Genomic DNA, 25,187 nt, shown 5'->3' on the forward strand with positions numbered 1-25,187 from the left:
AAAATTATAAAAAGCGCCTGTTGCAACAAACGTCAAAAACCAGTCCTTTCCTTTCGAAGCTCGCTAGCTTATTTTTTTTCATCTCCACCGCCATCATCGGGAGGAGTTTGCCCACCTTCCTCTTGCTCGTTTATAGACTGTTGTTCCACGGCAGAAGCCCCCATTTGGCGTTCTTTTTCTGAAAGCCCACTCATGAGTGTTTTTGCATAAGCTACCAACTCGCTTTCTGTGTAGGTTTTCATGAACTTGTCTAATTTTATGTAGTATTCGGTGATATTGTCGGTTGTTTTCCCAAGTATCATCACCTTGAGCAGGGCTATTTTGTCAAGCAAGTTGTTTTCGGGGTATTGCGTAACAGCCAAGCTCAAAAGCGAATCTGCTTGCTCAAACTCATCTGCTTTATAAAGCTCGTAGCTATGCTTGTACATATTGGCCACCTTTTCATTAATCACATTACTCTCTTCCACATAATTCGGATTGACAATAATGCGCGCATAAAAAGACTTAGGGTATTCCTCGACCAATTTGTTTTTATAAGGATTAGCATCACAGCTATCGTAGTCGGTGCAGAGCAAATACATGATGTAAATTGCCTCTGGCGTATTTTCATGGTAGGGAAATTCATCCGCCATCCGATTAAACGTGGTGAGAGTATTCTCCAGCTCTTTTAACTTATAATAATAAGTTTTGCCCAATCCAAATAGCCCTTCTGCTAGTTTTTCTTTTACAGCCTCCATGGCTTCATCGCTGTTGGGAATTTGCGCTTTCCGTTGATCAACCGTCTGCACCGAGGCAAAAATATCTTCTTGTTCTTCTTCTCCTTTCTTCTTCTTTGCAGTATTCTGCTGTTGCTGGGGGAGTTGCTGAATTAGCGAAGAACTTTTACTTACCAACCTCCAGTTGTCTTCTAGCGGTCGGGTTCCCCAAATCCGCACAAAATTAGTTCTTCCAAATACCACGGCAGATGAATTGTAGAAATACCATCCTCCTTCTACTTCTACTTCAGAGCTTTCCGCTGAAGTAGGTTGCACTCTTTTTTGGGCAGCCAATTCTCGGTTTTCCCTCGTTTGAAGAATCTTCTCTTTCTCTTTTGTGACTTCTGCGGTAAGTACGCTATCGAGCTCAGCAGGCTCCATGTTCGAATAATTGATGAGCCTATCTTGGTCACGAACCATGTTGAGGTATTTTACAAACTCCTTCAGCACCTCCGCCTTTTCCTTTACCTCTTCATAGACCTTAATATCTTTTGGCATCACCTGCATGGTGCTATCGTAATAGAGTGCCGCATTTTCAAAATCTTTGAAATGGTCGTAATAAATCTCTCCCATTTTCAAATAAGAATACGATTTTTGAACCGTGTTAGAGCTACTCACCTGTGCCGATTCACTCAAATAATTAATCGCACTATTATGCTCGTTGCGCTTAATTTCAAATATGGCCATTTCGTAATAAATCTTGTCGCGGTACTCCCAGTTATTCTCATCGGAAAGCAATTTCCGATAATACTTCGACGCTTTTATTACGTCGTCTTCGGTTTCCAACTTTTTCACCCCCGATCGGTTTAGATCAGCTTGGAAAGCAAGCTCAAAATCAGGATTGTGCTTCATCACGGCATCGTAGTTTAAAAAGGCCTTCTCGTCATCGCCAAACATCTCATAAATCTGCCCTAACAAATAGTAGTAATGAGCCTTGTCTTTTTTCTTTTGAATAAGTGGCATCGCCCTCTCAAGGTGCTCCACCACCAGCGGGTAATCTTCTATAAGACGGTAATAATGGGCCATTACGATGTGGTAATCGCGGGTATTGTCTTCGCTAAAGGGTACTTTTTCTTTTCGAATAAAGTCGAGCGTTGCAAACATATTATCATACTCCCGAGCTTCAATGTACGTCCGCATGAGCTTCACCAAAGCTTCATGCCGAGTATCTGCATCTTTCGAGTAGGTATTCACAAACTTGTAGGTAAGCGTGGCGTTCATAAAATCGCCTTGGTACAGCCGAGAAGTCCCTATAAGTATATAGCAATCGTCCACCCACTCGCTAGTCTCGTGCCATTGGATGGGCAACGATGCCTTTTCTATCACATAATCGAAGCCAGTTTTCTGGGAGCGGGTATGGTTGGTATCTATCGTTACCAATACTTGCAGGATATCGTTGTAATCGTTGACAGGCTCACCAAATAGCGTATTCTCTATTTCTAACATCTTCTCTTTGGCAAGAAAATAGGCATTGAAACGGGCAGTGGTGTCATGATAAGCCTGGCATCCAGAGAATAACAAGACCACGCTCAGCAACCTTACCCAGGTTATAAGTGATAGTTGGAAACAATTCTTCTCTTGCATAGGTATAAGTAAATGCTTTTGATGTAGCGAACACTTAGTTGAAACAAATGCTTTGCATAAGCCATTCCATTTTTTACAAATATAACAAGAAGGCTCTCTGCGCCAACTTATTTGTAAAATGTTGAGTATTTCAGAATTTAGGACAAATTCTATTTGCATTAAAACAATCAACCTTTCCCCTTCATTTACTCATTACTCGCACTTCCCAACCAAGCTCTGTAGACCCGAATAGCCAACACCCCTTAATCAGCTGATATACAGTACCCTATTTATTTTCTAAAATACCCCTCATGCTTCCTTAGTAAAAAGATGTACTTTTGCACCCAATACGCTCAAATGTATGATATGTAATGGGAAAGTGTTATTATAGCTTTCCAAAAAGGGTTTTGTGAAAAGATTATGAGTTTCATTGGATACGATTGAGCGTGACTTTCCTTCAAAAAACCAGCTTGCGCTTAGTTTAAAGGAAACTCTTTTAGTAATTTGAACAGATAGTTTGAAACAGAGAAAAACAATATCAAATCGGCTTACATCAAGGTTGTTGCTCATTGTAAGAGATGAGGAAAATTTTGCGGAGAAGACGACTATAAAATTCAGCTATGCTAAGCTAATTTTATCGGTAAGTATCTTTTTCTTAGTCATGCTTGGCTTGAGTTTTGCCCTGGCCACCACAGTGCTTTCCAAATGGTTCGACCCCAGAACCGAATCATTAAAAACAAGTTCTGCACTACTCGAAATAGAAGACAAGCTCGACTCGCTAATAATAGAGGTGGACATGAAAGACAGGTACATCCAAAATCTGAAAATGGTACTGGAAGGAGGAATCCCTATTACCGAGCTACAAACAAGTGAAACTATTGACTCGTTTAAACCTAACCAGTACAGCAACAACGAGATACACCCTATAGATTCTCAATTCAGAAAAGAATTTGAAGAGGATGATTACGAACAACTTTCACTCATAAACAGCACCCGTCACGAGCTGCAAGAGTTTTTCTTTTTTATGCCCATTAGCAATGGAGTAGTTTCCAAAGAGTTTAGTGTAAAAGAAGGCCACTATGGCTTAGATATTGTAGCTAAAAAGAATGAGTCTATTAAGGCTATTGCCGACGGTACAATTATTATGTCATCGTGGACGCAAGATGCTGGCTACGTGATAGCCATCCAACATAAGCACCAGCTAATTAGTGTTTACAAACACAATTCCGTGTTACTCGGCACAGTGGGGAAAACAGTGAAAGCAGGCGATATTATAGCTATTATAGGGAATACAGGAGAATATACGGACGGACCTCATTTGCACTTGGAAATATGGTTTAATGGCAATCCGGTGAACCCTCAAGACTTTATTCCACTATAATTATTTTCATAATGTCGGCAGATATCGTTATCTTGACATAGGGAATAGGAGAAAATGAACCGAACTATTTATAAAAGCAATGAAATTTTATAGATGATTCTTTCGAGTATTTCTAAATTACAAGCTAACCTACTTTTTTTTAGCAAGCAGCCCGCATCAACTTTTGAACAAGCTCTAAATGAGCCAGACTTTAATGAGTATCTCGCTATTAAAAAACTAACCTACAACTTCTCTGACAGGCTTTTGAAGGAAATATTCTTTTTGTAGAAATTGCTACAATCAGTTTTTTTTTCTCATTTTAGCAAAATCAACTACATTAATCGAGCCTGTGCCCACTTCATATTTTGAAGTAACCAACTGACTAGAAGACACTTTTACCCGAAATCATGGTGTAAACAGTGCTCAAATGATTGATTAAGAAATAATTAAAATCTGAATCATAATGAGTTTATTTAACAACAAAGCCGAAAGGCAAGAAGAAGTACAAATGAGTAATTCGAGTAATATCATTGGCAAAGGCACTGCTATTACTGGTGACTTGGAAACATTTGGCAACATAAGAATAGATGGAAAAGTAACTGGAAATGTACGCTCTAAATCTAAAGTTGCCCTAGGCGATGGCTCTATGGTAGAAGGCAACATCTTCAGTCAAAATGCTGAGGTATCTGGTGAAGTTGTAGGAAAAATTGATATTACAGATGTGCTTGTTTTGAAGCCTTCGGCGGTGATCAATGGTGATATTTATGCGGGAAGATTGATCATAGAATCTGGAGCTACTTTTAACGGAAACTGCCAAATGGGCGATAAAGCAAAAGATGGACAAGCCAAAGCACCAGTCAACGGAAAAACAGAGCAAAAACCAGCGGCAAAACCCCAAACCGCTACTAAGTGATTACGCTAAGTACTCTGGGATAGCCACCAAAATGGCCCTCACCATGGTAGCTGGGGTATTGGGAGGAATGAAAATAGATGAATGGCTTGAGCTTGAAACACCTATTTTTACCATTATTTTAGCCCTCCTTTCTTCTGGTTTAGCTATTTATATCATTATAAAAGATACCTGATCGGTCTGAGCCGTCTTTCTTCACAGAAAGACGGCTTTTTTTGTACTCTCTCTCCAAAAGCTATATTTGGCAGGTCATAAATTCACAAAGCACTTTTGTTTCAGTATAATTGCAAACATATTTACCCTAATGAAGCAAATGGAACAAGTTTCGGCACAATTCAACAAATTCATCATTACCCTTTCTATTCTTACCGCTCTCCTACTTACACTTTTTATTGTAGCTTTTGAAGTGGCGCATATAGCCGAAGCCCCCAAACTTGTATATGGGTTTTTCCCCTATTTTTTCATCCTCACAGCCTTTATCCATCATACCTTACTCAAAGCCAACCAGCAAAAGAGCAACCAGTTTGTAAATAAGTTTTCAGGCTTGCTTGGGCTCAAAATGTTTCTTTCGGCAGCAGTGATAGGCGTTTGCGCTTACATCTACAAAGAGCAGATGAACCAAATCGTCACTTCTTTCCTCATCCTCTATTTTTCATACACAGGAGTAGAAATCACTGCAATAAACAAAGCCGTACGAAGCAAACCAAAGCCTGATTCCGAATAGTTTGGGCAGTAAATTTGATAAAAAACAGCCTTGTTAAAAGATTAACACTGCGATTATCACAACCTTTCTGGTTCAATTTGTTGTTAAAGATAAAAAAGGACTCTTTTTCGATAAAAACAGATCTGGGTATGTTAATCAAACTCCCTCTTTTCCCCCTCAAACTGGTGGTTTTCCCCAACGAAACCCTCAACTTACACGTGTTTGAGCCCCGCTACAAGCAACTTGTGAACGACTGTGTAGAAAGCGGAGCTACTTTTGGAATATCTACCTTCCTGAACAACAAGGTACAAGCATGGGGTACTGAGATACGCATCCACTCCATCACCAATACTTACAAAGATGGCAGGATGGACATATCAACCAAGGGAGATAGAATATTTAGGATTGAGAATTTTAAAAACCCGATGGATAGGCAAAAACTCTATGCAGGTGGAGAAATCGAGTTTAAAGAGTTCACCGACGAAGTTTCCAATGAAAGACGGGCTAAACTGCTGAAACTTTTAGAAGTGTTTTTTGAGCTAATAAAAATAGATATTGATGTCCCTGTCAATGATCCATTTCTTTCATTCAGGGTCGGGCATAAACTGGGGCTTTCCCTCAGGCAAGAGTATCAATTGCTCAAAACAAAGAGCGAGGGTGAGCGAATCGCTGTTCTTATAGACCACCTAGAAGGCAACATACCCGTGGTGAGAGCCATGGAAAAAGCCAAAGATAGGATAAAGAAAAATGGGCATTTCAAGAATTTTGACCCTATTAATTTTTAAAACGAAGATATTCCATTAACACAAGTACAACCTCTCAATTATTAAGGAGTTGATACTCAGCAGTACCATTTTTTGCTAAAAAACAAGTGTCCTTAGCAATCTTTACTCCCCTCAAATAAGAAACCGACTTTTTCTAAGTTATTTTATAAAATCGCTATTTCAATGCGTCCAAATGTTTTTTATTTGGAAAGTATAAAACAAAATTTTATATTAATAAATCTATTCAGTAGAACCTAATGCCTAGGCATCATGGAGGAAGAAAAAGTAAAAAAAACAGTAGAGGATAGAGCTACAGAGATTGCTATGGAAGAAGGGTTGCCTTTACCAAAGAAGAAAGGCGAGGCAGAAAAAGCTGAGCCTGAAGAAATTGAAGTACAAGAAGAAAGCACTAGTTCCGATAAAAAAGATTTTAGCGGTGAACACCGAAACTATAAGCCATTGGGAAGAACCATGCCATTGATGACAGATGAGGAGTATATAACCAATAGGCTTGATGACCAAATGAATTGGTTTGACAGGAAAAGCTCATTGAACCAGAAAAGATACAAGAAATATAAGCGGATAGAATTTATCATCGCCGCTACCATTCCTGTACTCACTACCATGACAGCCGTAGCAAAAGGCTACGATAACAGCGAAACGATAGAGACAGTAATGCTTGTATCGGCAGCACTTGGAGGTATTGTACTGGTGATTCTCAATAAGTTTTTAGAGTTAGGAGATTTTTTCAAGTATTGGAAAGAGTATAGAGCTGCCGCCGAGGCGCTACAATACGAACGAGCATTGTACCTTACCCGTACGGAACCTTACGATGAGGAAGATGCCTTCCCCAAACTGGTGGAAAAAGTGGAGTCGATCTTGAGCAAAGAAACCCAAAAATGGCAAACCCGAATGAAACAGCCTCAGCATACTGATTTCTCGAACTTAGCCAATAAAAAGGGCGCTCCGACAACTAGCCATCCTGCTCCAAAAGTATAGCACTGAGCAAGGGTATCCCCTTGCTTTTTTGCCATCTTGGCTAGCTCGGCACTTGTTTTGGTTAACGTTATTATAAAATAAAAGAAAGTGGTAATTTGCCAGAAGTTTTGCAGATTTGTGTGGTGGACTTTTTCCAAATCACTCTTAAATAAATTGCCCTAACAAGCCCATAGTACTTTTTAAATGTTGAACAACCCAATTCTCAGACAATCCATTTCAAACAATATGGCTAAAGTTTTTCTTGGAGGTACAGCAAACAAATCCCGTTGGAGAAACTACGTAATTCCACGGTTACAGATCGAATACTTCAACCCAGTGGTTGATAATTGGGACGAGGAAGCCTATAAAAAAGAGTTGGTAGAAAGAGAAAATTGTGACTATTGCCTATACGTGATCACCCCAAAAATGACTGGGGTTTATTCAATAGCCGAGGTGATTGATGACTCCAACAAACGACCAGGGAAAACCGTTTTTTGCGCCTTGGTGAAAGATGAGGAAGCACGCTTCAGCGAAGCACAAATAAAATCGATGATAGCTGTTGGGCGGATGGTGGAAGCCAATGGCGGCAAGTGGTTCAAGTCGCTCCAAAAAACAATCGAATTCCTAAATAACGGCTTGCACAAAGACTAAGCAAAATCTATATAAAACAGGATCTATCACTTCATTTTAGCACTCCCCCAAAAGTTATAGCTGGCAAACCTTAGTCCGGTAATATACCCCGTATCCATTTCATTAATTTGAAACCCATTTGCCTTTATCAAGGTGGGAATATCTCTGTTTAGGTGGCAGCCACCTCCCATCCTTTTCCAAACAGGATTAAGTGCATTTTGGAGCAAATTCACCGCTTTTTCTGGAGCTTTCCCATGCTCACAAAACAGCAACTTTCCGCTAGGCTTTAAAACCCTCCTCATTTCCTCAAAAGACGCTCCCAACCCACTTACGGAGCACAGCGTAAAGGTGGTAAGAATGGTATCTACCGAATGGTTTTCTAGTGGCAGATTTTCCGCAAACCCTTCCTCAAATACAAACTCGAAACCAAGCTCACCTACCGATACGTCCCTCCGCTCCCAAACTTCTTTCGAACGGTCAATTCCTACCACTGCTTTCACCTTTTCAGGATCATAAAAAGTCAAATTCAGCCCAGAACCTATGCCAATTTCAAGAACAGTACCTTCCGCTTGGGGCACAATCAAGGAGCGTTGGAAATTCGCAGGTCCGCTATTGCAAGCACGATGGATCAACCTTGGCAATAAATATCTTTCGTATAAGTTTTTCATTTGAGGGGCTAAGCCTTCAGGATTTATTCTGAATAATACTGTATCAATTAATTGTTAATTAAAAAATCTTTTTGTTTTATTTACAATTCATTTGACACCCTGTAGAAAGATATTGTCACTATTAAATATCTTTCTACAGGGAATTTATTTTTGGCTAAGGGAGAATCCTTTAGCCTATTTTTCTAACTCATTACTAAGTGCCTCTTTTAGGCTTGGCAATAAGTAAGGGTAAAATGTTAAATACTACATCACATTTAAATATAAACCAATGAAAACTTTTTTCATGTCACTGGTGGACTATGATGTTTGGGCTACCAAGCTTCTGGCAAAAACGATGAAGACCAATGGGATTCACGACAGTGAAATTCCAGTAAAAGGACTAAACCATATGATCTATGTGAACCAAATGTGGTACGATAGATTGGTAGGCAAAGAAATGTCTCTTCCCAAACCTCCTGACTACGATTTTGAAGGTTCACTCAGCCATTACCTCGAACTGATGGAAGCTTACAAAAAATTGGTAGAAGATGCTAATGAAGGTGATTTGGCTTCAAAAATAAGCTATAAAAACACCAAAGGTTTGCCATTTGACAATACCATGAGCGAAATCTTGTTCAACGTATTGAACCACGGAACTCACCACCGCAACGGTCTTTCGAGATTTATCCGCAAATCGGGCTATACCCCTCCCCCTACGGATTATATTTTCTATTTAAGAGAAAAATAAAAGCAACATATTTGAGCCAACGATAGTATAAGAGATTGATCATAAACCTAAAATTCTACTATGAAATTAGCCTTGTCAATCCTTTTTACTTTCGTTGGTCTTTCTTTTCCTTCCCAAGCCCAAGATTCCCCTTGGCACGATGGACTCTACAGCCAATATGATTTCAATTCTTTTGTCGAGTTAGCAATAGCCCAGCGCGAGATGGACTTTAAGAATATTGATTATCCTTTGCTCAACGCTGCTGTTTTTTACGAGACCAACCGCATGCGCAAAAAGAAACGCCTCCCCGTATTCCAGCATTCGGCTAAGCTGGAAGAAGCCGCTTTCGGGCATTCTACCGACATGGTGGAGCGGAACTTTTATGGGCACAACAGCAAAGTACGGGGAAAGAAAACTGTGAAAGATAGGCTAGCATTGGTCGGGCTAACTAACCTTGGTTTGGCAGAAAATGTAGCCCAAACCTTTGCCCTCCAAATGAGCGAAAAGAACTCCTACTATCTCCCCTCACAAAATGGAGGCTACTTTAGCCTGTCGTACCGAGGTGAACCTGTTCCCGCCCATACTTACCTTAGCTTTGCAAAATCGCTGGTGAAGGAATGGATGGACTCTCCAGGGCACAGGGCAAACATCCTCGACAAGTCCTTTACACACCTAGGCTGCGGAATCCGTTACAACACTCCCAAAAAACAAGACGATTTCCCGATGTTTATGGCTACCCAAAACTTTGGAACAAGAGGGGAGTAAAGCTTAGTGGTCGGGCGCACTCACGCATCGCTCGCCCTGGGTTGGGCAAGCCACCTTTCGCACAAGCCCATTTCGGTCTTGCCCCTACCCTCTTTCCCCTGTGCGCAGTTTTCGGAAATCTTTGACAATATGAAATACCTTTTCAAAACCCGCAACCAGAAACCCTTTTTTATGCCATCACACTCACCATGCTGAACAGCGGCATGGCTAATTCTTCATCGCCACTAATGATGGAAACCCCGAGTGCTTCTTCCCTAGAAATCCCTTTGGAAAAAAGTCGCCAAGCTATTTCAGCAGGCACTTTTACCTTAGCCTTGGGCTCCATATCGGTTTCTGATAGCAGCATCCATTTCCCTTCTACTCGCTGAAGAAACCAGCTGCCTTCTACTTCGGGAACTGTTACTTGCAAGCAGGTTTGATCGGACGCATCCACATTTCGGTAGGTATGCGGCAAGCCTCTCATAAAAGTATCGAGGAAAGGGAGGTACAAGGCTTTGCTCATGATGCCCGGCTTGCCCACCGCCAAGCGGATTTGCTGCTGGTGGTGCCACTTTTCGGTATATTCCCTAGCAATATCGAACCAGTTGGGGGAAACCGTATCACCTGCCCAAGAAACGGCAAAAGCCGCTTGGGCTTCCATATCCAACCTTTCAAACTCGGCTATCATCTGCTTGCCGCTTTGGTCGAGTTGTTCAATGAGCACTTCGGGGCTCAGGCGCTTGCAAGCTTGCACCCAATCTGCGTTCAGTTGGTTCAAAAATGCCAGCAAATCGGCACTCGATTTTATTTCAGGGACATCCTTAGAAAAGTAGCCATCTCGGTGTAAAACTACCCTCCTGAGATTTCCATCCCAGAGGTGGGCGGCAATATCTTTCACACACCACTTGGAACAAACGGTTGGCTTTTCCCAATCAGATGGTAATAAACTTTTGAGCAAGGCAATTAGCTCCTCATGGATTTTGGGAAACAGAGGAAGAGTATCAATTTGGGCAACTGGTTTCATTTTTTTGTGATTTTAAGCTTCTGTCAAAAATGTCAAAACCTATTGATCCATGCAAGGTTTAAACCATTTCTCCATCTAGTTTATATCTCCTTTTCCTCTCTAACTCTTTCATCTAAACCTTTTGTAATGTATTTTCAGATCGACAATCGTTCCATAGCACTAATCACTAAACACTGATGTCCCGCAAACCAAAATGCCTTTTTACCCTCACATTTCTATTACTTCCGTTTTTTGTATTTGCCCAAGTAGAAAACTCTTTATCTGAGCAAATAAAAGCAAATCTGTACAAGCAATACCTTTCCCAATATTCTAATAAAAACGAGGTAGTCGAACTTCTCAAAGCCCAGCAAGAAGACGGCTCTTGGCAAGAAGTTGATTATGCATCTAAAGCAAGAAGCGGATGGCCGGCAAGGCAACATCTCGAAAATTTGAAAATTTTGGCTACGGCCTACCAAACCCCAACCGACCGCCTTTTCAAATCTGAAATCTTATTGGAAAGCATCCAAAAAGCGTTAGACTTTTGGAACAAAACCGAGCCTTTGAGCGACAACTGGTGGCAACAAGAAATAGGAGTTCCCATGGGTCTCAGCCCTATTCTAATCTTGATGGAAAAAGAACTTGACTCTGCCGACATGCAAGCATCTCTCAAAATAATGGACAAAGCCCAAATAAAAATGACGGGGCAAAACAAGGTCTGGCTCTCGGGAAATGTGCTAGTAAGAAGTACCTTGAGGGGTGATGATGAGCAAGTAAAAAAGGCGATAAACTCCATTCAGGAGGAAATAGTACTTTCTACCAAAGAAGGTATCCAACCTGATTTTTCCTTCCACCAACACGGACCTCAACAGCAATTTGGCAATTATGGACTTTCTTACGCTTCTAGCACGCTCTTTTGGCTCCAAGTAACCCAAGGGACAGACTTTGAATTTGAACAGGAAAAAATTGACATCCTGAAACATTATCTATTCGATGGAATAGCTTGGGTGGTATGGCATGAAAAAATGGATATCAGCGCCTGTGGAAGACAACTTTTCCCAAGTACTCCTTCGCACAAAGCTGAAAGTGCTTTGGCTTCGATCAAAGCTATGGAGAAAATAGTTGATGAAAGAAGTGTAATCGACAATGGGTTTGAGGGGAAGAAGTTTTTCTGGCGTTCGGATATGTTGGTAAGCCAAGATCCGCACTATTACTTTTCGGTAAAAATGTCTTCGGGGAGAGTGAGAGGCGCAGAAACTGTGAACAGCGAAAACTTACAAGGTTACCACATGGGCGATGGCGCAAGCTTTTTGTATCAAAACAACGAAGAATACACCGATATTTTTCCACTATGGGACTGGAGAAAAATCCCGGGAACAACCACCCTGCAACTGGAAGAAAAACTTCCAGTGCTAACCAGCAAAAATAGCTGGGGCGGGACTGACTTTGTAGGAGGCATTGCCACCGGCGAACACGCCATTGCCACTATGCACTACAAAAAAGATGGGTTAGAAGCCAAAAAGTCTTGGTTTGTGGTAGATGGGGAAACCGTTTGCCTAGGCACGGACATCAGCTCTTCCAAGCCAGAAACCGTAGCAACCACCATCCAACAAAGCTGGCTGAAAGATAACATCTTGGCAAGAATCAACGGTAAAATCACAACATTGAATGAAGGAGGGCACACCTTTACAGAGATTGATTTCCTACGCCACGACAACGTAGTTTATGTATTTGAAGAAAACCCTAAAATTCAGCTCAGCAACGAAGAGGTAAGCGGAAGCTGGGACAAGGTAGCCCAAAAACTATCAGACAAACCAGTGAGAGGAAAGGTGTTTAAGCTTTGGATAGACCACGGCGCTAACCCTACTTCTGCCAGTTATGCTTATTATATTTTCCCAAGAATCAACTCCCAAGACTTTGAACAACTGCTGAGCAACAAGCCTGTGGAAATTGTGTATAACTCGGGGGAAACCCAAGCTGTCGGAAATGAAAACATGCTGATGGCAGTGTACCACCAAGCTAGTTTGGCAAAGTTTGGTCGGGTACAGATAAAAGCGGAACAGCCTTGTGTAATGAGTGTGACTCGGCAAGGGGAAACTATATTTAACTTCGTAGCGAGCGACCCTACCCATAAGTTAGAATCACTAACTTTCACATTGAAAGGCGCTTATCTTTCCAGTAATCCTAACCTAATGATCACGAATAAAGGAAGGAAGTCTACAACCGTGACTATCGACTTACCACAAGGAGGTGAAGCAGGGAAAGCGGTCTCTTTTTCACTTAGTAAAAAGCCTTGACAAATTAGGATTGATAGAAAAATGCAGGTAAGTATTGGATTCATCCTAATGAGAATTTTTGAGGCTTTGGTATTATATCAATAAATTTGGGCTTCAAAAAAAAGTAACATGATAAAATACACAAAAGGATTTTTGGTAAAGCTTGAGGACCTTGTGGGAGAAACAGAGTATATTTTACGCTACGAGAAAGGAAATTTCAAATCGGGCTATTGCGTGCTGAAAGACACCAAAATTGCCATCATCAATAAATTTTTCCCCCTCGAAGGGCGTATTAATTCTCTGCTCGAAATCATTAGGGAAATAGACTTTGAGCCTGAAGAGCTTTCTGAAAAAAGCCAAAAACTCTACAAGGATGTATTGGACGCTGGTGAGATTGAGGAATAAATCAAACTGCTTACGTCAAATACCTAACCTTAAAGCTGAAAAATAGGTACGATACATTTCCCTCAAAATAGTTATATTTGTTAAGATTGTCCCAAACTTCTATTCCACAAGCCTGACTTACGCAAGCAATGCATCTGTTTGTCCAAACGGTGCATACCTTTACTTTTGTTTTTTTAGAGAAGAAATAACGCGATTCCTTATGAAAGGGAAACTGAGCCTATGAAGTTTTTATTTAACAAGAAGAAAACTGACAACAAGCAGCCGAATGACGGGGAAATAAAAAGGAAAGTCATTCTGGGATTTGCCTCTGTGGGCGGTGCCGTAGCCATTGCGGTGCTGGTGACCTATGTAAGTTTTTCCCTTTTGCAAGATTCCGTAGAGCGCCTTGCCGAGCGGGATACTCGCTTACTGATGCTCAACAAAATAAGGGCGGACGTTGCCGATGCGGATAATATGATTCGGGAATATACACTCAACCAAGACGACTCGGTTTACAAAACCTACCAGTCGACGGTTGATATGATTTATGTTGAAATAGACTCTTTAAAAAAGCACCCTGCAAATAATTTTAAGCAACGTGTAAGAATAGACAGCATAGCTACCCTGCTCCGTACCGAATCGAAAGGCCTGGTTAATTTCATGAAAGAACGGAATTATGCCAAACTCAAAGATCCGCTCACGGCAGTGGTAAACAAATTGGAAAAAGAAAAAGAAAAACAGCTCATAAAAAGCTTAGCAAAAAAATCGCGTGCAGAAGAAATCCCCGACCTTGACCCAATTAGCCTTCCTCTGATTTACCGTAAATACCGCATTATAGCACTTAGGCTGTATGAAAAAGAGGACAAGCCCAAAATGGAAGTAGAGAGCGTTGAACGTATCCTCTCCAACGCACTCAAAAAAGAAGGAAACATCAATGCCTACATGACCCGCCGAGAGATCAACTTGCTGAGGCAAAGTGCGGGGTTGATGACCAAAATCCAGCAAATTATCGACTCGCTACAAGATGAGGCACGGTTTACTGGCTACCAAAAAGCAAACGAAGCCAGGTCGGTGATCAAAACTTCTACCTATGCCCTTTTAGCTGTCACCGTACTGGCTTTGATCTGTGTGGGGATTTTCGTGTACCTCATTTTCTCCGATATCTCCAAAAGTGATTTTTACCAAAAAATGCTTATTAAGGAGAAAAGGCGGGCTGAGTTTTTGAAAAATGCAAAGGAAGAATTTTTGGCAAACATGAGCCATGAAATTCGGACTCCGCTCAATGCACTCATGGGTTTTACCGAACAGTTTGCCTACACTCCGCTCAACGGTATGCAACAAGAATACCTTACAGCTGTCCGCAATTCTTCGGAGCATTTGCTGGCTACGGTAAACGATATTTTGGACATGTCAAAAATTGAGGCTGGGAAACTCAACATGGAATCAGTTCCTTTCAGAGCTGATTTGGTAGTGAAAGAAGTCTGCGATGCCCTTAGCCTAAAGGCAAAAGAGAAAAACTTAGACCTCAAGTATTTTATGGGCGAAGGGACTAGCCAAATTCTATCAGGCGACCCTACTCGCTTGCGCCAAGTGCTTTTTAACCTGATCCAAAATGCGGTAAAATTTACGGAAGAAGGTTTTGTTGAAGTTGAATGCGAAATAGAAAAAGAAACGAAAAAAGAAGTGGCCCTAAAAATCTATGTGAACGATACTGGCATCGGCATTCCTGCCGATAAGCAAAGTGCCATTTTTGAAGATTTCTCTCAAGCAGATTCTTCCATTTCCCGCAAATATGGCGGAACGGGCTTGGGCTTGGCAATTTGTAAAAAACTCCTCAAAATGCAAGATGGAGAAATATCTTTCGATAGCACCCCAGGAGAAGGTACTTCTTTCACCGTATCTATTTCTTATCCTAAATCGAGTGAAAAAGAGGTAAAAACCCACGAAAGGCCACAAGAGGTAAACGGAAGTCTGCTTTCAGGTAAACGCTTGTTGGTAGTGGACGATGACCCGTTAAACATGAGGCTCACCCAGATCATCCTCAACAAATGGGGAGTCATCACTGGAACTTCCCTCAATGGGCACGATGCCCTCCGAAAAATGACGGATAGTGAGTTCGACCTAGTACTCACCGACATGCAGATGCCTGAAATGAGTGGGCTAGACCTCACAAAAGCCATTCGCAAGCTGCAAGACAAGCAAAAAGCAAATATCCCTGTGGTGGCCTTTACGGCGAATATGATGCGAGGTGACCTTGAAGAATATAAAAAAGCAGGTATCAACGACTTCTTACTCAAGCCTTTTAAGGAAGTAGAAATGTTTGAAAAACTAGCAAACGTGCTAGAAGTCGGTACCATAGAGGAGGTAAATTCCCACATTTCGAACACTAAAAAGCGACTGGAAAAGCCAAAAGCTAAGAATGGGAAAAAGAATGGTGAAGCTAAGGCATACTCTTTGGACAATTTCAAAAAATTCACGGGAGATGACCCCGAAGCACTAGCCGAGGTATTGTCTATTTTCTTATCTGACAACCAGCAAAACCTTAGTTCGTTCAAGAAAGCCGCACTGCAAAGCGATTGGAAAGAAGTTTCTTCCCTTTCCCATAAAATGCTGCACGCTTATGAAAACTTGCAAGTAAAACCTATGATCCCGCTTCTGAAAGATTTGGAGCTGATGGGGCTAGCGCCCAAAGGACAAGACGAAAGGAGATTAAAATCGACAGTTGACAAAGCGGTAAAAATAGCCGAGGATATCCATGGGAAAATAGAGAATGAGCTCGCTTAATAGATTCAGATGCTTTGAACTAACCATTCGTATCGAATTTTACTACGATTGAATATCCCTTGTTGCTAGTTTTAAATTAAAAAGTGAACTGTCTTTTCTATTAAAAGGGATTAAAACACAGTATATCAACCTATTATTCAGCTGTAAAAAATCAGTAACTAATAGCAGCGCTGCAAATATCTTTAGCACTTAGCTAAGCTGCTTTTCTTTTTGCCCTTTTTTAAGCTTGTATTTTTTCGGTGCATACAAAAAACCAAATGCTTCTGCTCCTTCTTTAGAGTGTACCGCATGGTGTACATAATGCGCATTCATAATACGTTTCATGTATTCCGTCTTCGCTTTGTACTTAATCTTGATTCGGCGGTGAACAATGATATCGTGGAAAATAAAGTAAAAAAGCCCGTAGCCTGTAATACCAAAACCAACAAACATCAATTCCCTAAGGTTTGGGTTTTCTGAGCCAATAAAAATGAGGACAATGGCAGGCAAACTGAATACGACTGCAAACAAGTCATTTTTCTCGAACATGCCATGCCTAATTTGATGGTGAGATTCGTGCCAAACCCAAAGAAAGCCATGCATGATGTATTTGTGGGTAAACCAAGCTACACCTTCCATGAAAAAAAATGTTCCAACGCAAAGAAGAATATTGAGTAACATAATGGACAAAAATTAATGTATAGCGAAACTACCGCTTGAGAAGCACATTTGTTTATAAAAACCGCAAAAATAGCCAGACTATTCGGAAAAACGACTGCAAGCAACCTTTCCGCTGCAGATAGTTGAATTTGCAACAAAGCGATAGAGCTTACTTAGGAAAATTTAACACACACAACATCCAGCAGCCTTTCAGCATCTGCATACTTGATAAACAGCCCAGCGTTGCATTATTCCTAGATTAAACAACTAGAGCATTGTTTTTGTTGGAAAAGCAATATACACTTTGATTATCAATAGCTTAAAAAAACATCTATCAAATTATTTTACTCAAAATAATATTCCTATTTTGCCATATATCTACTAATTTTATGAATTAGCGATAAAAAACCATAATTCCTCAATAGCAGACACTTAATTAACCATAAAGATGAAGATCAAACCTAACGATTCTGCCATAACCTCATATGCACGGGAGTTCGCCTCTGTCTCAACCACTAAAATATTTGAAAACAAGCATTTTGTAAGCGGTAAAGAACTTGTGAACGCTACCGAAGTGAAGCAAGTAAATCTCTTTTTAGTAAGGATCATTTACGAAAAATGGCAGTCGCAAACCAAAAACTTGGTAAGCCCTTATTTTGATTATTCGTCTGACGAGGTAAAGCAAGCCCTCAATACACTAATGAGCTTGTTGTCTAAAAACATTAAAATAGGCAAAGAAGACTTAGAAGAGCTTATCCAAGAAGCTACCGAAGACTGTCTGCTTCTGAGTGTTTCCCCAAAAGCTTTTTTCGAAAAGTTCTTAGGTCAGTTTGATGAAAAAATCAATTTCAAAAAGCAAGTAGCCCCTGTTGCCCAATACTTCATAGTCCAGCACAAAGAATGTAAAACATTCTTCAAGGCGTTGAAATCGAAGGGAAATAAGCTTTCTATAGAAGATGCAAGTGCTGTTTTGGAAACCATATTTGAATCAAACGACGCCAACTTTAGCCCAAGTGAAGATGTAATCAAAACATTTGACCAAGTAACACCTTTGTCGCTGAGCGATATAGTTGACGGGCTGAAAGAAGACGTGGAGCGCGAACCTTCCAATGTGCTTGAAGAAACCAGCTTTGACCTTTCAGGGGTCGGGCTAGAAGATAGCGGTGAGTATGAGTTTGAGGATTTGGAAACTACTGAACCTTCTAAAAAAGGAGAAGGATTAGTGGATGAACTGGAATCTATGCTTACCAACAAGGAAGAGGAAAGCCCGCTGATAGATGAAATGGCCAACAAACCTGAGTCTACTCCTCCTGCTGAAGAGAATAAGGATGAGTTTTCGGAATTTGACATACCCGCCAGCATGGAGCCTTCCACACCCGAGGTGAAAGTAGGTGAGCCAGAGGAATCTAACGACTTTTTTGAAACCGATGAGGTAAAAGAGACTCCAGATCCTTTACTAGATCCGAGTAAAATAGAAGAAGCGGCTCCTCAAGTGGAGAAGGCGACTGTGCCCAATGCGCAGAAAGACGAAACTCCGCAAGTAGAAGAAGTTAAAAAAGAAGAGGAAGCAACTCCGGCACCAGCGGCTGCTTCTACCGTATTGGAAAAACTAGGTGGCACGACCGAGGATGAAGGTGATGAGGACAAAGGTGACGAATCACAAGATGACTCGGACAACTCCCACTACCAATCGCTTTTGGAAAAACTAGGCCACACCAAAAAAAACGACATCAGAAGCAACATGTCGCTCAATATGAAATTCCGCTACCAAAATGACTTGTTTGCTGGAGACAATGCTGAATTCAATAATGCTCTTGATTTGATAGAACAATGTTCCGACTATCAAAAAGCAATGGAACTGCTTAAAACCAAATATATGAGAACGTATAACTGGGATGTGAGCGATGACACCACCAAAGAATTTTTGACAATGGTTACTAATCAGTTTTAACCACTTCAAACCCCGAATTGAGCCCTGCTTTGGTTATTAGACTAAGGCAGGGCTTATTTTTTGTTCAATTGACAAATATTCCCGTTCATCAAGTATCTATTGGTTAGCTGAGGGAGAAACTTTATTTTAGGTAAACGAGTTACAGTTGTTCAAGTAGACTTAAGTAAAAGCAACCAATTGACATGCTCTTATGAAAAAGATCAAGTACGAAAAGTTTGTAAAACATTACAATGAAAACACCTTTTGGAAGAAAATAAAGAAGATTGCTTCCAAAGTTGGGGTGAACGTAATGTATATGGTTCTGCTATTATACTACACATTACAGTCGAAAGAGCTTCCTCAAAAAAGTAAGGCGCTCATTGTTGGCGCAATAGGCTATTTTCTTTTCCCATTCGATGCCGTTTCAGACCTAATCCCAATGGTTGGCTACACAGACGACATTGCAGCTTTGCTGTTTGCCCTCACACAAGTTGCTTTTTATATTACCCCAGAAGTACGCTTTAGGGCTAAGGAAAAGCTCGCTATTTGGTTTGGGGAATACGATGAAGCCGTATTGGCAGAAGTAGATGACAAAATAAAAAAGGAGGAGACCTCTTAATCTTTAAAACCCTTTACATCAGTTTATTAAACCAAACAAATCAACCTTTTGAACTAGCATTCGTTAAATAGGCTACCTCTCTTATAAATAACAATTATTTATTGTGTAAGAAAATCAGTCTTTCTTATACCCCCTCTCTTTTAAGCTTCTAATTCCTTATATTTGAAGGAATGAAAGCAAAACTCTTTACTCATTGACCTCTTGCTTAATGAAATTTGATTTTCAACTTAATTAAGCAATGATGAAAGCATTAAGGCTCGTATTCATATTTTCCACAATTGCGGCAACAATCTACCTGCTTTGGGGCTTCAAAGAGAAGAAGCTTGAACAGCACGAAATTGACTTGCACTTAAAGGAAATTTCTGAGATTGGCGAAGATCATCATAAAGGTAACTTAGTGGGCATTCAACCATTTATGGAGACCGCTGATTATGCCAATTTTGAGAATTTTTATGAAAAAATAGATCAGTATTTCTCTAAAGCCCAAAAAGAGTATTTCTTTGATGAAAAAACCGTAGTAGTATTGCCTGAGCACATAGGCACTTGGTTGGTCGCCCTCGACGAAAACCCAGAGGTTTATTACAAGTACAGCTTCAATGCTGCTCTTAGGCAGATGTCCCTCGACAATTTTAAGGGTTTGATGAATAAAGACGTAAGCCCTCTGCACAAACAAAAAATCCTCAATAAGAAATTATTTGCCCTCAAAGCCGAAAGAATGGCTAAAATCTACGGCTATGTTTTTTCTTCGATGGCAAAGAAATATGATGTGACCGTGGTAGCAGGAAGCATCACACTTCCCGACCCGAAAATTGTAGATGGCAAACTTACCGTAGGGGAAAAAGGACACTTTTATAATGTATCAGTGATTTATGGACCTGATGGAAAAGCATACTCTGAATTGATCATCAACCGTGCTCCAGTTCACCAAATCCTATCGTTTGTTTCCGAGCCAGAAAACTACAAAATGCCTGTTTTTGATCTTCCAACAGGAAAAACAGGTGTGCTAATTAGCCACGATTCTTTTTATGGCGAGCATTATGAGCGGTTTGCCCAAATGGATGTAGATTGTATTTTGGTCCCTTCTTGCATGATAGTAGGAAGAAAAAACAAGAAAGATGGAAATGGATTAGTGAAACAACAACTCCCTCCCAGCCTACTCGAAATTGAATGGATTGATAAAGCTCCTTTGGAAGATGTTTGTATCAACTATGCCTTAGCTGCCAAAATGAAAGTGGTAGGTGTTGAAAACGGGTTCAACGTGTTCTTTAGAGGCAATATTTGGGACTTAGAGACCAAAGGTCATTCTATAGTGATAAATGAAGGCGAAGTGACGAAGGGGTTTCAGGTAGAAGGTAGTAGTATTATAAATGTGTGGATGTAGAAAGAAATAAAAAGCGGACTGGAAGTACCTTCGTCCGCAATAGCAATTCATAAAAAAGCCCCAATACTCGTATTGACACGAGTATTGGGGCTAAGTTTTGAAGTTCAAAAAAGGTCAGGCTACAAACCAGTAGCAAGTGATAATTCACCTCTTTCCCCAATCAATTGGTTTCTTACGCCAGCTTCTCTATATAATTTCAACGGATCGATAGCAGCTCCTACTTGTCTCCTCGACTCAGCTAGAAGTGCCCTCACATCTGTACGGAAAGCCTCTTGCATTAGTTCTTGGGCTACAGCAACATCATTGCTCATCTGAGCTGTTTCCAGTGCCTTTCTATCCACAATCAGAGCTTGAGCATAGGCAATTTTAATTGCTTCTACAGACTGTAAAAGATCTTCCAAAGGATCTTTGAGATTGTGACTTGCATCTATCATCCAGTCAATAGAAGGATTGATACTTTCTGGGTCTTCCATTCCCTCTACCAGCTCACTAAATATCAAGAATAACTGATAAGGTTTTATAGAACCTACTGTCAAGTCATCGTCGGCAAATTTGGAATCGTTGAAGTGGAAACCGCCAAGCTTCCCTTCCATCATGAGTGTAGCCACAATTTGCTCAATGTTGGTATTGGGCAAGTGGTGGCCTAAATCGACTAAGCTCAATGCTTTTTTACCCAACTTGCTACACAGCAAATGTGAAGTACCCCAATCAGGAATCACTGTCGAGTAAAAATTAGGCTCGAAAGGTTTGTACTCTATGAGCACCCTCCAGTCTTCTGGTAGGGAATCGTAGATAGTACCCAAAGATGAAAGTGTATTTTTCAGTGCCTTTCGCAGGTTATTTTGACCTGGGAAACAAGAGCCATCTGCCAGCCAAACGGTTAGTGCTTTTGAACCCAGCTCTTTTCCATATTTAATAACCTCTATATTGTGATCTATTGCCAGCTGTCTCACACCTGCATCGGCATGGCTCAACGAGCCAAACTTGTAAGACAATGCTTGGTCGGGCTGGTCTTGAAATGTGTTGGAATTGACTGCGTCAAACTTCAACTTCAATGAATCTGCTAAGTTTTTGATTCCTGAAACATTTTCTGGAATATCCCACGGAATATGTAGAGAAATAGCTCCGCTAGAATGGTTGAGGGCATGTAACAAGCCTACATCGAGTAGTTTGTCTTCCAACGTACCTGGCTCTCCTCCTCCTGGAAACCTGCCAAATCTTGTCCCACCTGTACCTAAAGCCCAACTGGGAATTGCCACTTGGAAATCTACTAATTTTTGAAGGATATTTTTTACATCTAATCCCTTTTTGTCGAGTTTATTGGCTATAAACTCAAAGTCACTTTGTTGTTCTTTTGCCAAAACGTCGTTATGCTCCGAAATGGCAGTTTTGTCTATAATCATATTAACTGGGGTTTTTAATGAGTCTTATTTCAGCTCATTTTCGTCGTTATAATAAATTTTCTTTGAAAATAAAGTATTCTGGGCTCATCTACAATGGACGAGCCTAGAAAAACGCCATACCCTGAATTGGTTAGTATGTATTGCGTAAGCTGTTTGAAAAAGTTGATTTACAAACAGTTTCTAAGCATTTCCTGTCAGTTTTTCAATAAGAAGAATCAGGATATGGATAATTTTGATGTGTATTTCTTGAATTCTATCTGCATAGCCCATATGAGGGACAACAATTGCTACATCTGCCATAGGCGCTAGCTTTCCACCATTTTTCCCTGATAGCAATACAGTAACCATTCCTTTTCTTTTGGCCGCTTCAAAAGCATTTATTACATTTTGAGAGTTGCCACTTGTGCTAATACCCAATAGCACATCACCTTCACTTCCCAAACCTTCTACAAACCTTGAAAAAATATGTTCAAACCCATAATCATTTCCGACACATGAAATATGGCTGGGATCTGAAATAGCAATGGCCGGCAAAGATGCCCTTTCGTCGCGGTAACGACCAGAAAGCTCTTCGGCAAAGTGCATAGCATCGCAGTGAGAGCCACCATTGCCACATGAAATAATTTTTTTGCCATTGTTGATAGCATCTGCCATCAAATGCCCTATTTGTTCGATAGTTGAAATGTGTTTTGGGTCGCTAAGGAATACTTCTAATACCTTTTGGGCCTCTTGTAGTTCATTGGTGATGATTTCTTGCATATTCATAATGGAAATATTCTGGTATTTTTTGTACTCAAGTATTGCTACTCACGCATATACAGCGAGAGCAAACAAAACTACATTGATAATCAACTCTTTATGTACGATTGAAATATCTTTACTTTCAGACGTATACTTATTTGATAATAGTAGCGTGGTAACGTTTGTGTGAGCATTGCTAAAAACAAAAGAAGTTATTTTATTATATTTTGTTCACAAAAAACAAAGAATTGTTAAACAATTTTATCTAACAAACTTTTATCTAGCTATAATTGATGTGTTTGAATATTCGACAATTGTAATGACAGATATACAAACATTTTAAAATAAGCTCCTACCAAACGTCTTCAACTTCTTTTCGAAAAGAGAAAACAAACCTACTTACACTAGTTACTAGCTACTGGGAAATAGTTGAGCAAAACTAACATATTCTGTTCTTTAAGTACGAGTGCTTAGAGAAAACAAGCACTTAAACTATCCTCTAAAAATAGTTTAAGCCATGTTGCCTTTATCAAAACATTTAGTTTAACCTTCTAACACTTAAAGATTTTAAGTTATGTCACACCATTTACAAAAACTCAATCCCTTTATGAAGGTGATGCTTGCTCATCTATGCCTTCTTTTGTCACTTAACCTTAGCCACGCTCAAAATGACTCGACTACTATAGTAGATATAGCTGTAGAAAATGAAGACTTCAGCATCCTTGTGGATGCCTTGGTCAGAGCAGGTTTAGTGGATGCATTGAATGGCGAAGGACCATTTACCGTTTTTGCACCAACTAATGCCGCTTTCGAAAAGCTATTTATGGATTTAGGTGTGGATAGTGTTGGAGATATCCCATTGGACTTGCTTACAACAGTGTTACTTTACCATGTAGCAAACCCAGATGTGTATTCTATGGATATTGAAGACGGCCAAGAACTCTTGACTTTAGCCAATCAAACGTTGGAGTTTACTGTTGATGAAATGGGTATAAAAGTAAACGATTCAAACATTGACCCAGCAGATATAATTGCTTCCAATGGTGTTATACATGTAATTGATATGGTATTATTACCACCACCTCCAACCCCAATTACGGTTTATGCCTCTGGCACCGAGGCTAAAGGAGGATTTGCTAGCTTCAAAGTATATGTGAACGGGGATATGGTTGGTGAAGAGGTAATGACTACAAATTCAATCATGCCTTATAGTTTCGAAACCTCTTTGAAACCTTCGGAAATTGAAAATGTGGCTATCCATTTCTTCAATGATGCATCTGAAGGAAGAGCTGATAGGAATTTAACAGTTGACCTACTCAAAATTGGTGATATGGAATTCTCTCCCCTAGCTTCTAACGTGACTTACGATAGAGGAGAACTTGACGGTGAGGATATTGCCACTATTTCTCCCCGTAAACAAATGTACTGGAACGGATTCTTGATATTTGATGTAAAATCAATGATGCCAGTGGAAGGTGTGAAAGTTAAAACTTCTGGCACTGCCCTTGACGGAGAGTTTGCCAAATTCAGGGTTTATGTAAACGGGGAAATAGTTGGGGACACCTCTTCTACAGCCAGCCTTGAAGATTATATCTTCGAATCGACCATGGGAATGGACGATGTAGATACGGTAATTGTAGAGTTCTACAATGATGCTTCAAGAGGGGCAATTGACAGAAACTTAAACATAGAATCGATTACTGTTGGCTCTAAAACGTTGGTAGCAAGCTCTAAATCGGTTACCTATGACAGAGGAGCCTTAGATGGTGAAGATATTACTGACTTTCCTGGAGCAATGTGGTGGAACGGTTTCCTAATCTTCGACTTCACCGACGGAATGGATGAAGAAATGATGATAGAAGAAGCCACAATAGTAGCTGAAGAACCTTCAACAAAAAGTACGGTAGCTTTTAGCAATGGAGTAAAAGTATATCCAAACCCGGTGACCGATAGATTAAGCGTTTCTTATAAACTGGAAAAAGCCGGCAATGTAAACCTAAGGATCTATGAAATTTCAGGAAAAACAGTCTTTTCAGAATCGTTCCAATCTGAGGTTGGGTTTGGAGAGAAAACCATAGACATTTCTACCCTAAACCTAAAAACTGGAATTTTCTTCTTAAATCTATCGGATTGTCAAAACATTAATGAGAACATCAAGTTAATAAGGTATTAATTGAAAATCTGAGGTAAAAAATGTCGACTATTTATTGCCAATTTCAGGTTTCAACAAGTAATCACTGAAACAGATT

Annotated in this window: 22 protein-coding genes; 16 read left to right on the forward strand and 6 right to left on the reverse strand. The window is 40.3% G+C overall.

Annotated elements, in window-relative coordinates; genetic code table 11:
• Positions 1-68: 68 nt before the first annotated feature.
• Positions 69-2,339: a tetratricopeptide repeat protein gene (locus R9C00_21525; GenBank protein WPO34283.1), complete on the reverse strand. Its 2,271-nt coding sequence runs from the start codon at positions 2,337-2,339 to the stop codon at positions 69-71.
• Positions 2,340-2,835: 496 nt separating this feature from the next.
• Here R9C00_21525 and R9C00_21530 point away from each other — a divergent pair, with 496 nt between their 5' ends.
• From R9C00_21530 to R9C00_21560, 7 genes are all read left to right on the forward strand, one after another.
• Entirely contained in the window at positions 2,836-3,699 is an 864-nt protein-coding gene (locus R9C00_21530) for a M23 family metallopeptidase (GenBank protein WPO34284.1), read from the forward strand.
• A gap of 442 nt (positions 3,700-4,141) precedes the next feature.
• A complete protein-coding gene (locus tag R9C00_21535; protein WPO34285.1) occupies positions 4,142-4,591 on the forward strand; it encodes a polymer-forming cytoskeletal protein in 450 nt (149 codons plus the stop codon).
• Entirely contained in the window at positions 4,515-4,763 is a 249-nt protein-coding gene (locus tag R9C00_21540; GenBank protein WPO34286.1) for an AtpZ/AtpI family protein, read from the forward strand. The genes R9C00_21535 and R9C00_21540 overlap by 77 nt, the downstream gene beginning before the upstream one ends.
• Positions 4,764-4,892: 129 nt before the next feature.
• Positions 4,893-5,312 carry a hypothetical protein gene (locus R9C00_21545; GenBank protein WPO34287.1) on the forward strand — a complete coding sequence of 140 codons (420 nt, stop codon included), beginning with the start codon at positions 4,893-4,895 and terminating at the stop codon, positions 5,310-5,312.
• 128 nt (positions 5,313-5,440) lie between these two features.
• A complete protein-coding gene (locus R9C00_21550; GenBank protein ID WPO34288.1) occupies positions 5,441-6,076 on the forward strand; it encodes an LON peptidase substrate-binding domain-containing protein in 636 nt (211 codons plus the stop codon).
• Positions 6,077-6,325: 249 nt separating this feature from the next.
• The gene (locus tag R9C00_21555; GenBank protein WPO34289.1) at positions 6,326-7,054 is read left to right on the forward strand and encodes a DUF4231 domain-containing protein; all 729 of its coding nucleotides are present in this window, start codon (positions 6,326-6,328) and stop codon (positions 7,052-7,054) included.
• 225 nt (positions 7,055-7,279) lie between these two features.
• Entirely contained in the window at positions 7,280-7,684 is a 405-nt protein-coding gene (locus tag R9C00_21560; protein ID WPO34290.1) for a nucleoside 2-deoxyribosyltransferase domain-containing protein, read from the forward strand.
• 26 nt (positions 7,685-7,710) lie between these two features.
• On the opposite strand, the gene R9C00_21565 is transcribed toward R9C00_21560, so the two are convergent.
• On the reverse strand, positions 7,711-8,331 hold the full coding sequence (locus tag R9C00_21565) for a class I SAM-dependent methyltransferase (GenBank protein WPO34291.1): 621 nt from the start codon (positions 8,329-8,331) through the stop codon (positions 7,711-7,713).
• A gap of 268 nt (positions 8,332-8,599) precedes the next feature.
• Between R9C00_21565 and R9C00_21570 the strand changes: the two genes are divergently transcribed.
• A complete protein-coding gene (locus R9C00_21570) occupies positions 8,600-9,058 on the forward strand; it encodes a DinB family protein (protein WPO34292.1) in 459 nt (152 codons plus the stop codon).
• 60 nt (positions 9,059-9,118) lie between these two features.
• Complete coding sequence (locus R9C00_21575) at positions 9,119-9,802, forward strand: CAP domain-containing protein (GenBank protein WPO34293.1); 684 nt, start codon at positions 9,119-9,121, stop codon at positions 9,800-9,802.
• Between the two features lie 169 nt (positions 9,803-9,971).
• Here the strand turns inward: R9C00_21575 and R9C00_21580 are convergent, their stop codons facing one another.
• Complete coding sequence (locus R9C00_21580) at positions 9,972-10,805, reverse strand: maleylpyruvate isomerase family mycothiol-dependent enzyme (GenBank protein WPO34294.1); 834 nt, start codon at positions 10,803-10,805, stop codon at positions 9,972-9,974.
• A 176-nt stretch (positions 10,806-10,981) separates the two neighbouring features.
• Between R9C00_21580 and R9C00_21585 the strand changes: the two genes are divergently transcribed.
• The 3 genes from R9C00_21585 to R9C00_21595 all read left to right on the forward strand — a co-directional run bounded on the left by R9C00_21585 (position 10,982) and on the right by R9C00_21595 (position 16,225).
• Positions 10,982-13,078 carry a polysaccharide lyase 8 family protein gene (locus tag R9C00_21585; GenBank protein WPO34295.1) on the forward strand — a complete coding sequence of 699 codons (2,097 nt, stop codon included), beginning with the start codon at positions 10,982-10,984 and terminating at the stop codon, positions 13,076-13,078.
• A 108-nt stretch (positions 13,079-13,186) separates the two neighbouring features.
• Complete coding sequence (locus tag R9C00_21590) at positions 13,187-13,462, forward strand: hypothetical protein (GenBank protein WPO34296.1); 276 nt, start codon at positions 13,187-13,189, stop codon at positions 13,460-13,462.
• A 219-nt stretch (positions 13,463-13,681) separates the two neighbouring features.
• Positions 13,682-16,225 carry an ATP-binding protein gene (locus tag R9C00_21595; GenBank protein WPO34297.1) on the forward strand — a complete coding sequence of 848 codons (2,544 nt, stop codon included), beginning with the start codon at positions 13,682-13,684 and terminating at the stop codon, positions 16,223-16,225.
• Positions 16,226-16,414: 189 nt separating this feature from the next.
• Here R9C00_21595 and R9C00_21600 read toward each other — a convergent pair whose 3' ends face one another.
• On the reverse strand, positions 16,415-16,843 hold the full coding sequence (locus tag R9C00_21600; GenBank protein WPO34298.1) for a beta-carotene hydroxylase: 429 nt from the start codon (positions 16,841-16,843) through the stop codon (positions 16,415-16,417).
• A 469-nt stretch (positions 16,844-17,312) separates the two neighbouring features.
• Here R9C00_21600 and R9C00_21605 point away from each other — a divergent pair, with 469 nt between their 5' ends.
• From R9C00_21605 to R9C00_21615, 3 genes are all read left to right on the forward strand, one after another.
• On the forward strand, positions 17,313-18,815 hold the full coding sequence (locus R9C00_21605; protein WPO34299.1) for a hypothetical protein: 1,503 nt from the start codon (positions 17,313-17,315) through the stop codon (positions 18,813-18,815).
• A 190-nt stretch (positions 18,816-19,005) separates the two neighbouring features.
• A complete protein-coding gene (locus R9C00_21610) occupies positions 19,006-19,413 on the forward strand; it encodes a YkvA family protein (GenBank protein ID WPO34300.1) in 408 nt (135 codons plus the stop codon).
• A gap of 238 nt (positions 19,414-19,651) precedes the next feature.
• Complete coding sequence (locus tag R9C00_21615; GenBank protein ID WPO34301.1) at positions 19,652-20,794, forward strand: nitrilase-related carbon-nitrogen hydrolase; 1,143 nt, start codon at positions 19,652-19,654, stop codon at positions 20,792-20,794.
• A 119-nt stretch (positions 20,795-20,913) separates the two neighbouring features.
• On the opposite strand, the gene R9C00_21620 is transcribed toward R9C00_21615, so the two are convergent.
• Together R9C00_21620 and lpcA are read right to left on the reverse strand one after the other, a co-directional pair.
• The gene (locus R9C00_21620) at positions 20,914-22,197 is read right to left on the reverse strand and encodes a TIM barrel protein (protein ID WPO34302.1); all 1,284 of its coding nucleotides are present in this window, start codon (positions 22,195-22,197) and stop codon (positions 20,914-20,916) included.
• 180 nt (positions 22,198-22,377) lie between these two features.
• Positions 22,378-22,956, reverse strand: coding sequence for a D-sedoheptulose 7-phosphate isomerase (gene lpcA / locus R9C00_21625; protein WPO38786.1), 579 nt, complete (start codon positions 22,954-22,956; stop codon positions 22,378-22,380).
• Positions 22,957-23,512: 556 nt separating this feature from the next.
• Between lpcA and R9C00_21630 the strand changes: the two genes are divergently transcribed.
• Positions 23,513-25,111 carry a carbohydrate-binding domain-containing protein gene (locus tag R9C00_21630; GenBank protein ID WPO34303.1) on the forward strand — a complete coding sequence of 533 codons (1,599 nt, stop codon included), beginning with the start codon at positions 23,513-23,515 and terminating at the stop codon, positions 25,109-25,111.
• Positions 25,112-25,187 lie beyond the last annotated feature (76 nt).

Source organism: Flammeovirgaceae bacterium SG7u.111, assembly GCA_034044135.1.
Lineage (GTDB): Bacteria > Bacteroidota > Bacteroidia > Cytophagales > Flammeovirgaceae.

Excerpts from the sequence above, each read along its gene's own strand:
- R9C00_21525 (WPO34283.1), bottom strand. The coding sequence starts at position 2,339 with ATGCAAGAGAAGAATTGTTTCCAACTATCACTTATAACCTGGGTAAGG.
- R9C00_21535 (WPO34285.1), top strand. The coding sequence starts at position 4,142 with ATGAGTTTATTTAACAACAAAGCCGAAAGGCAAGAAGAAGTACAAATG.
- R9C00_21540 (WPO34286.1), top strand. The coding sequence starts at position 4,515 with ATGGACAAGCCAAAGCACCAGTCAACGGAAAAACAGAGCAAAAACCAG.
- R9C00_21545 (WPO34287.1), top strand. The coding sequence starts at position 4,893 with ATGAAGCAAATGGAACAAGTTTCGGCACAATTCAACAAATTCATCATT.
- R9C00_21550 (WPO34288.1), top strand. The coding sequence starts at position 5,441 with ATGTTAATCAAACTCCCTCTTTTCCCCCTCAAACTGGTGGTTTTCCCC.
- R9C00_21555 (WPO34289.1), top strand. The coding sequence starts at position 6,326 with ATGGAGGAAGAAAAAGTAAAAAAAACAGTAGAGGATAGAGCTACAGAG.
- R9C00_21560 (WPO34290.1), top strand. The coding sequence starts at position 7,280 with ATGGCTAAAGTTTTTCTTGGAGGTACAGCAAACAAATCCCGTTGGAGA.
- R9C00_21565 (WPO34291.1), bottom strand. The coding sequence starts at position 8,331 with ATGAAAAACTTATACGAAAGATATTTATTGCCAAGGTTGATCCATCGT.
- R9C00_21570 (WPO34292.1), top strand. The coding sequence starts at position 8,600 with ATGAAAACTTTTTTCATGTCACTGGTGGACTATGATGTTTGGGCTACC.
- R9C00_21575 (WPO34293.1), top strand. The coding sequence starts at position 9,119 with ATGAAATTAGCCTTGTCAATCCTTTTTACTTTCGTTGGTCTTTCTTTT.
- R9C00_21580 (WPO34294.1), bottom strand. The coding sequence starts at position 10,805 with ATGAAACCAGTTGCCCAAATTGATACTCTTCCTCTGTTTCCCAAAATC.
- R9C00_21585 (WPO34295.1), top strand. The coding sequence starts at position 10,982 with ATGTCCCGCAAACCAAAATGCCTTTTTACCCTCACATTTCTATTACTT.
- R9C00_21590 (WPO34296.1), top strand. The coding sequence starts at position 13,187 with ATGATAAAATACACAAAAGGATTTTTGGTAAAGCTTGAGGACCTTGTG.
- R9C00_21595 (WPO34297.1), top strand. The coding sequence starts at position 13,682 with ATGAAGTTTTTATTTAACAAGAAGAAAACTGACAACAAGCAGCCGAAT.
- R9C00_21600 (WPO34298.1), bottom strand. The coding sequence starts at position 16,843 with ATGGAAGGTGTAGCTTGGTTTACCCACAAATACATCATGCATGGCTTT.
- R9C00_21605 (WPO34299.1), top strand. The coding sequence starts at position 17,313 with ATGAAGATCAAACCTAACGATTCTGCCATAACCTCATATGCACGGGAG.
- R9C00_21610 (WPO34300.1), top strand. The coding sequence starts at position 19,006 with ATGAAAAAGATCAAGTACGAAAAGTTTGTAAAACATTACAATGAAAAC.
- R9C00_21615 (WPO34301.1), top strand. The coding sequence starts at position 19,652 with ATGATGAAAGCATTAAGGCTCGTATTCATATTTTCCACAATTGCGGCA.
- R9C00_21620 (WPO34302.1), bottom strand. The coding sequence starts at position 22,197 with ATGATTATAGACAAAACTGCCATTTCGGAGCATAACGACGTTTTGGCA.
- lpcA (WPO38786.1), bottom strand. The coding sequence starts at position 22,956 with ATGCAAGAAATCATCACCAATGAACTACAAGAGGCCCAAAAGGTATTA.
- R9C00_21630 (WPO34303.1), top strand. The coding sequence starts at position 23,513 with ATGTCACACCATTTACAAAAACTCAATCCCTTTATGAAGGTGATGCTT.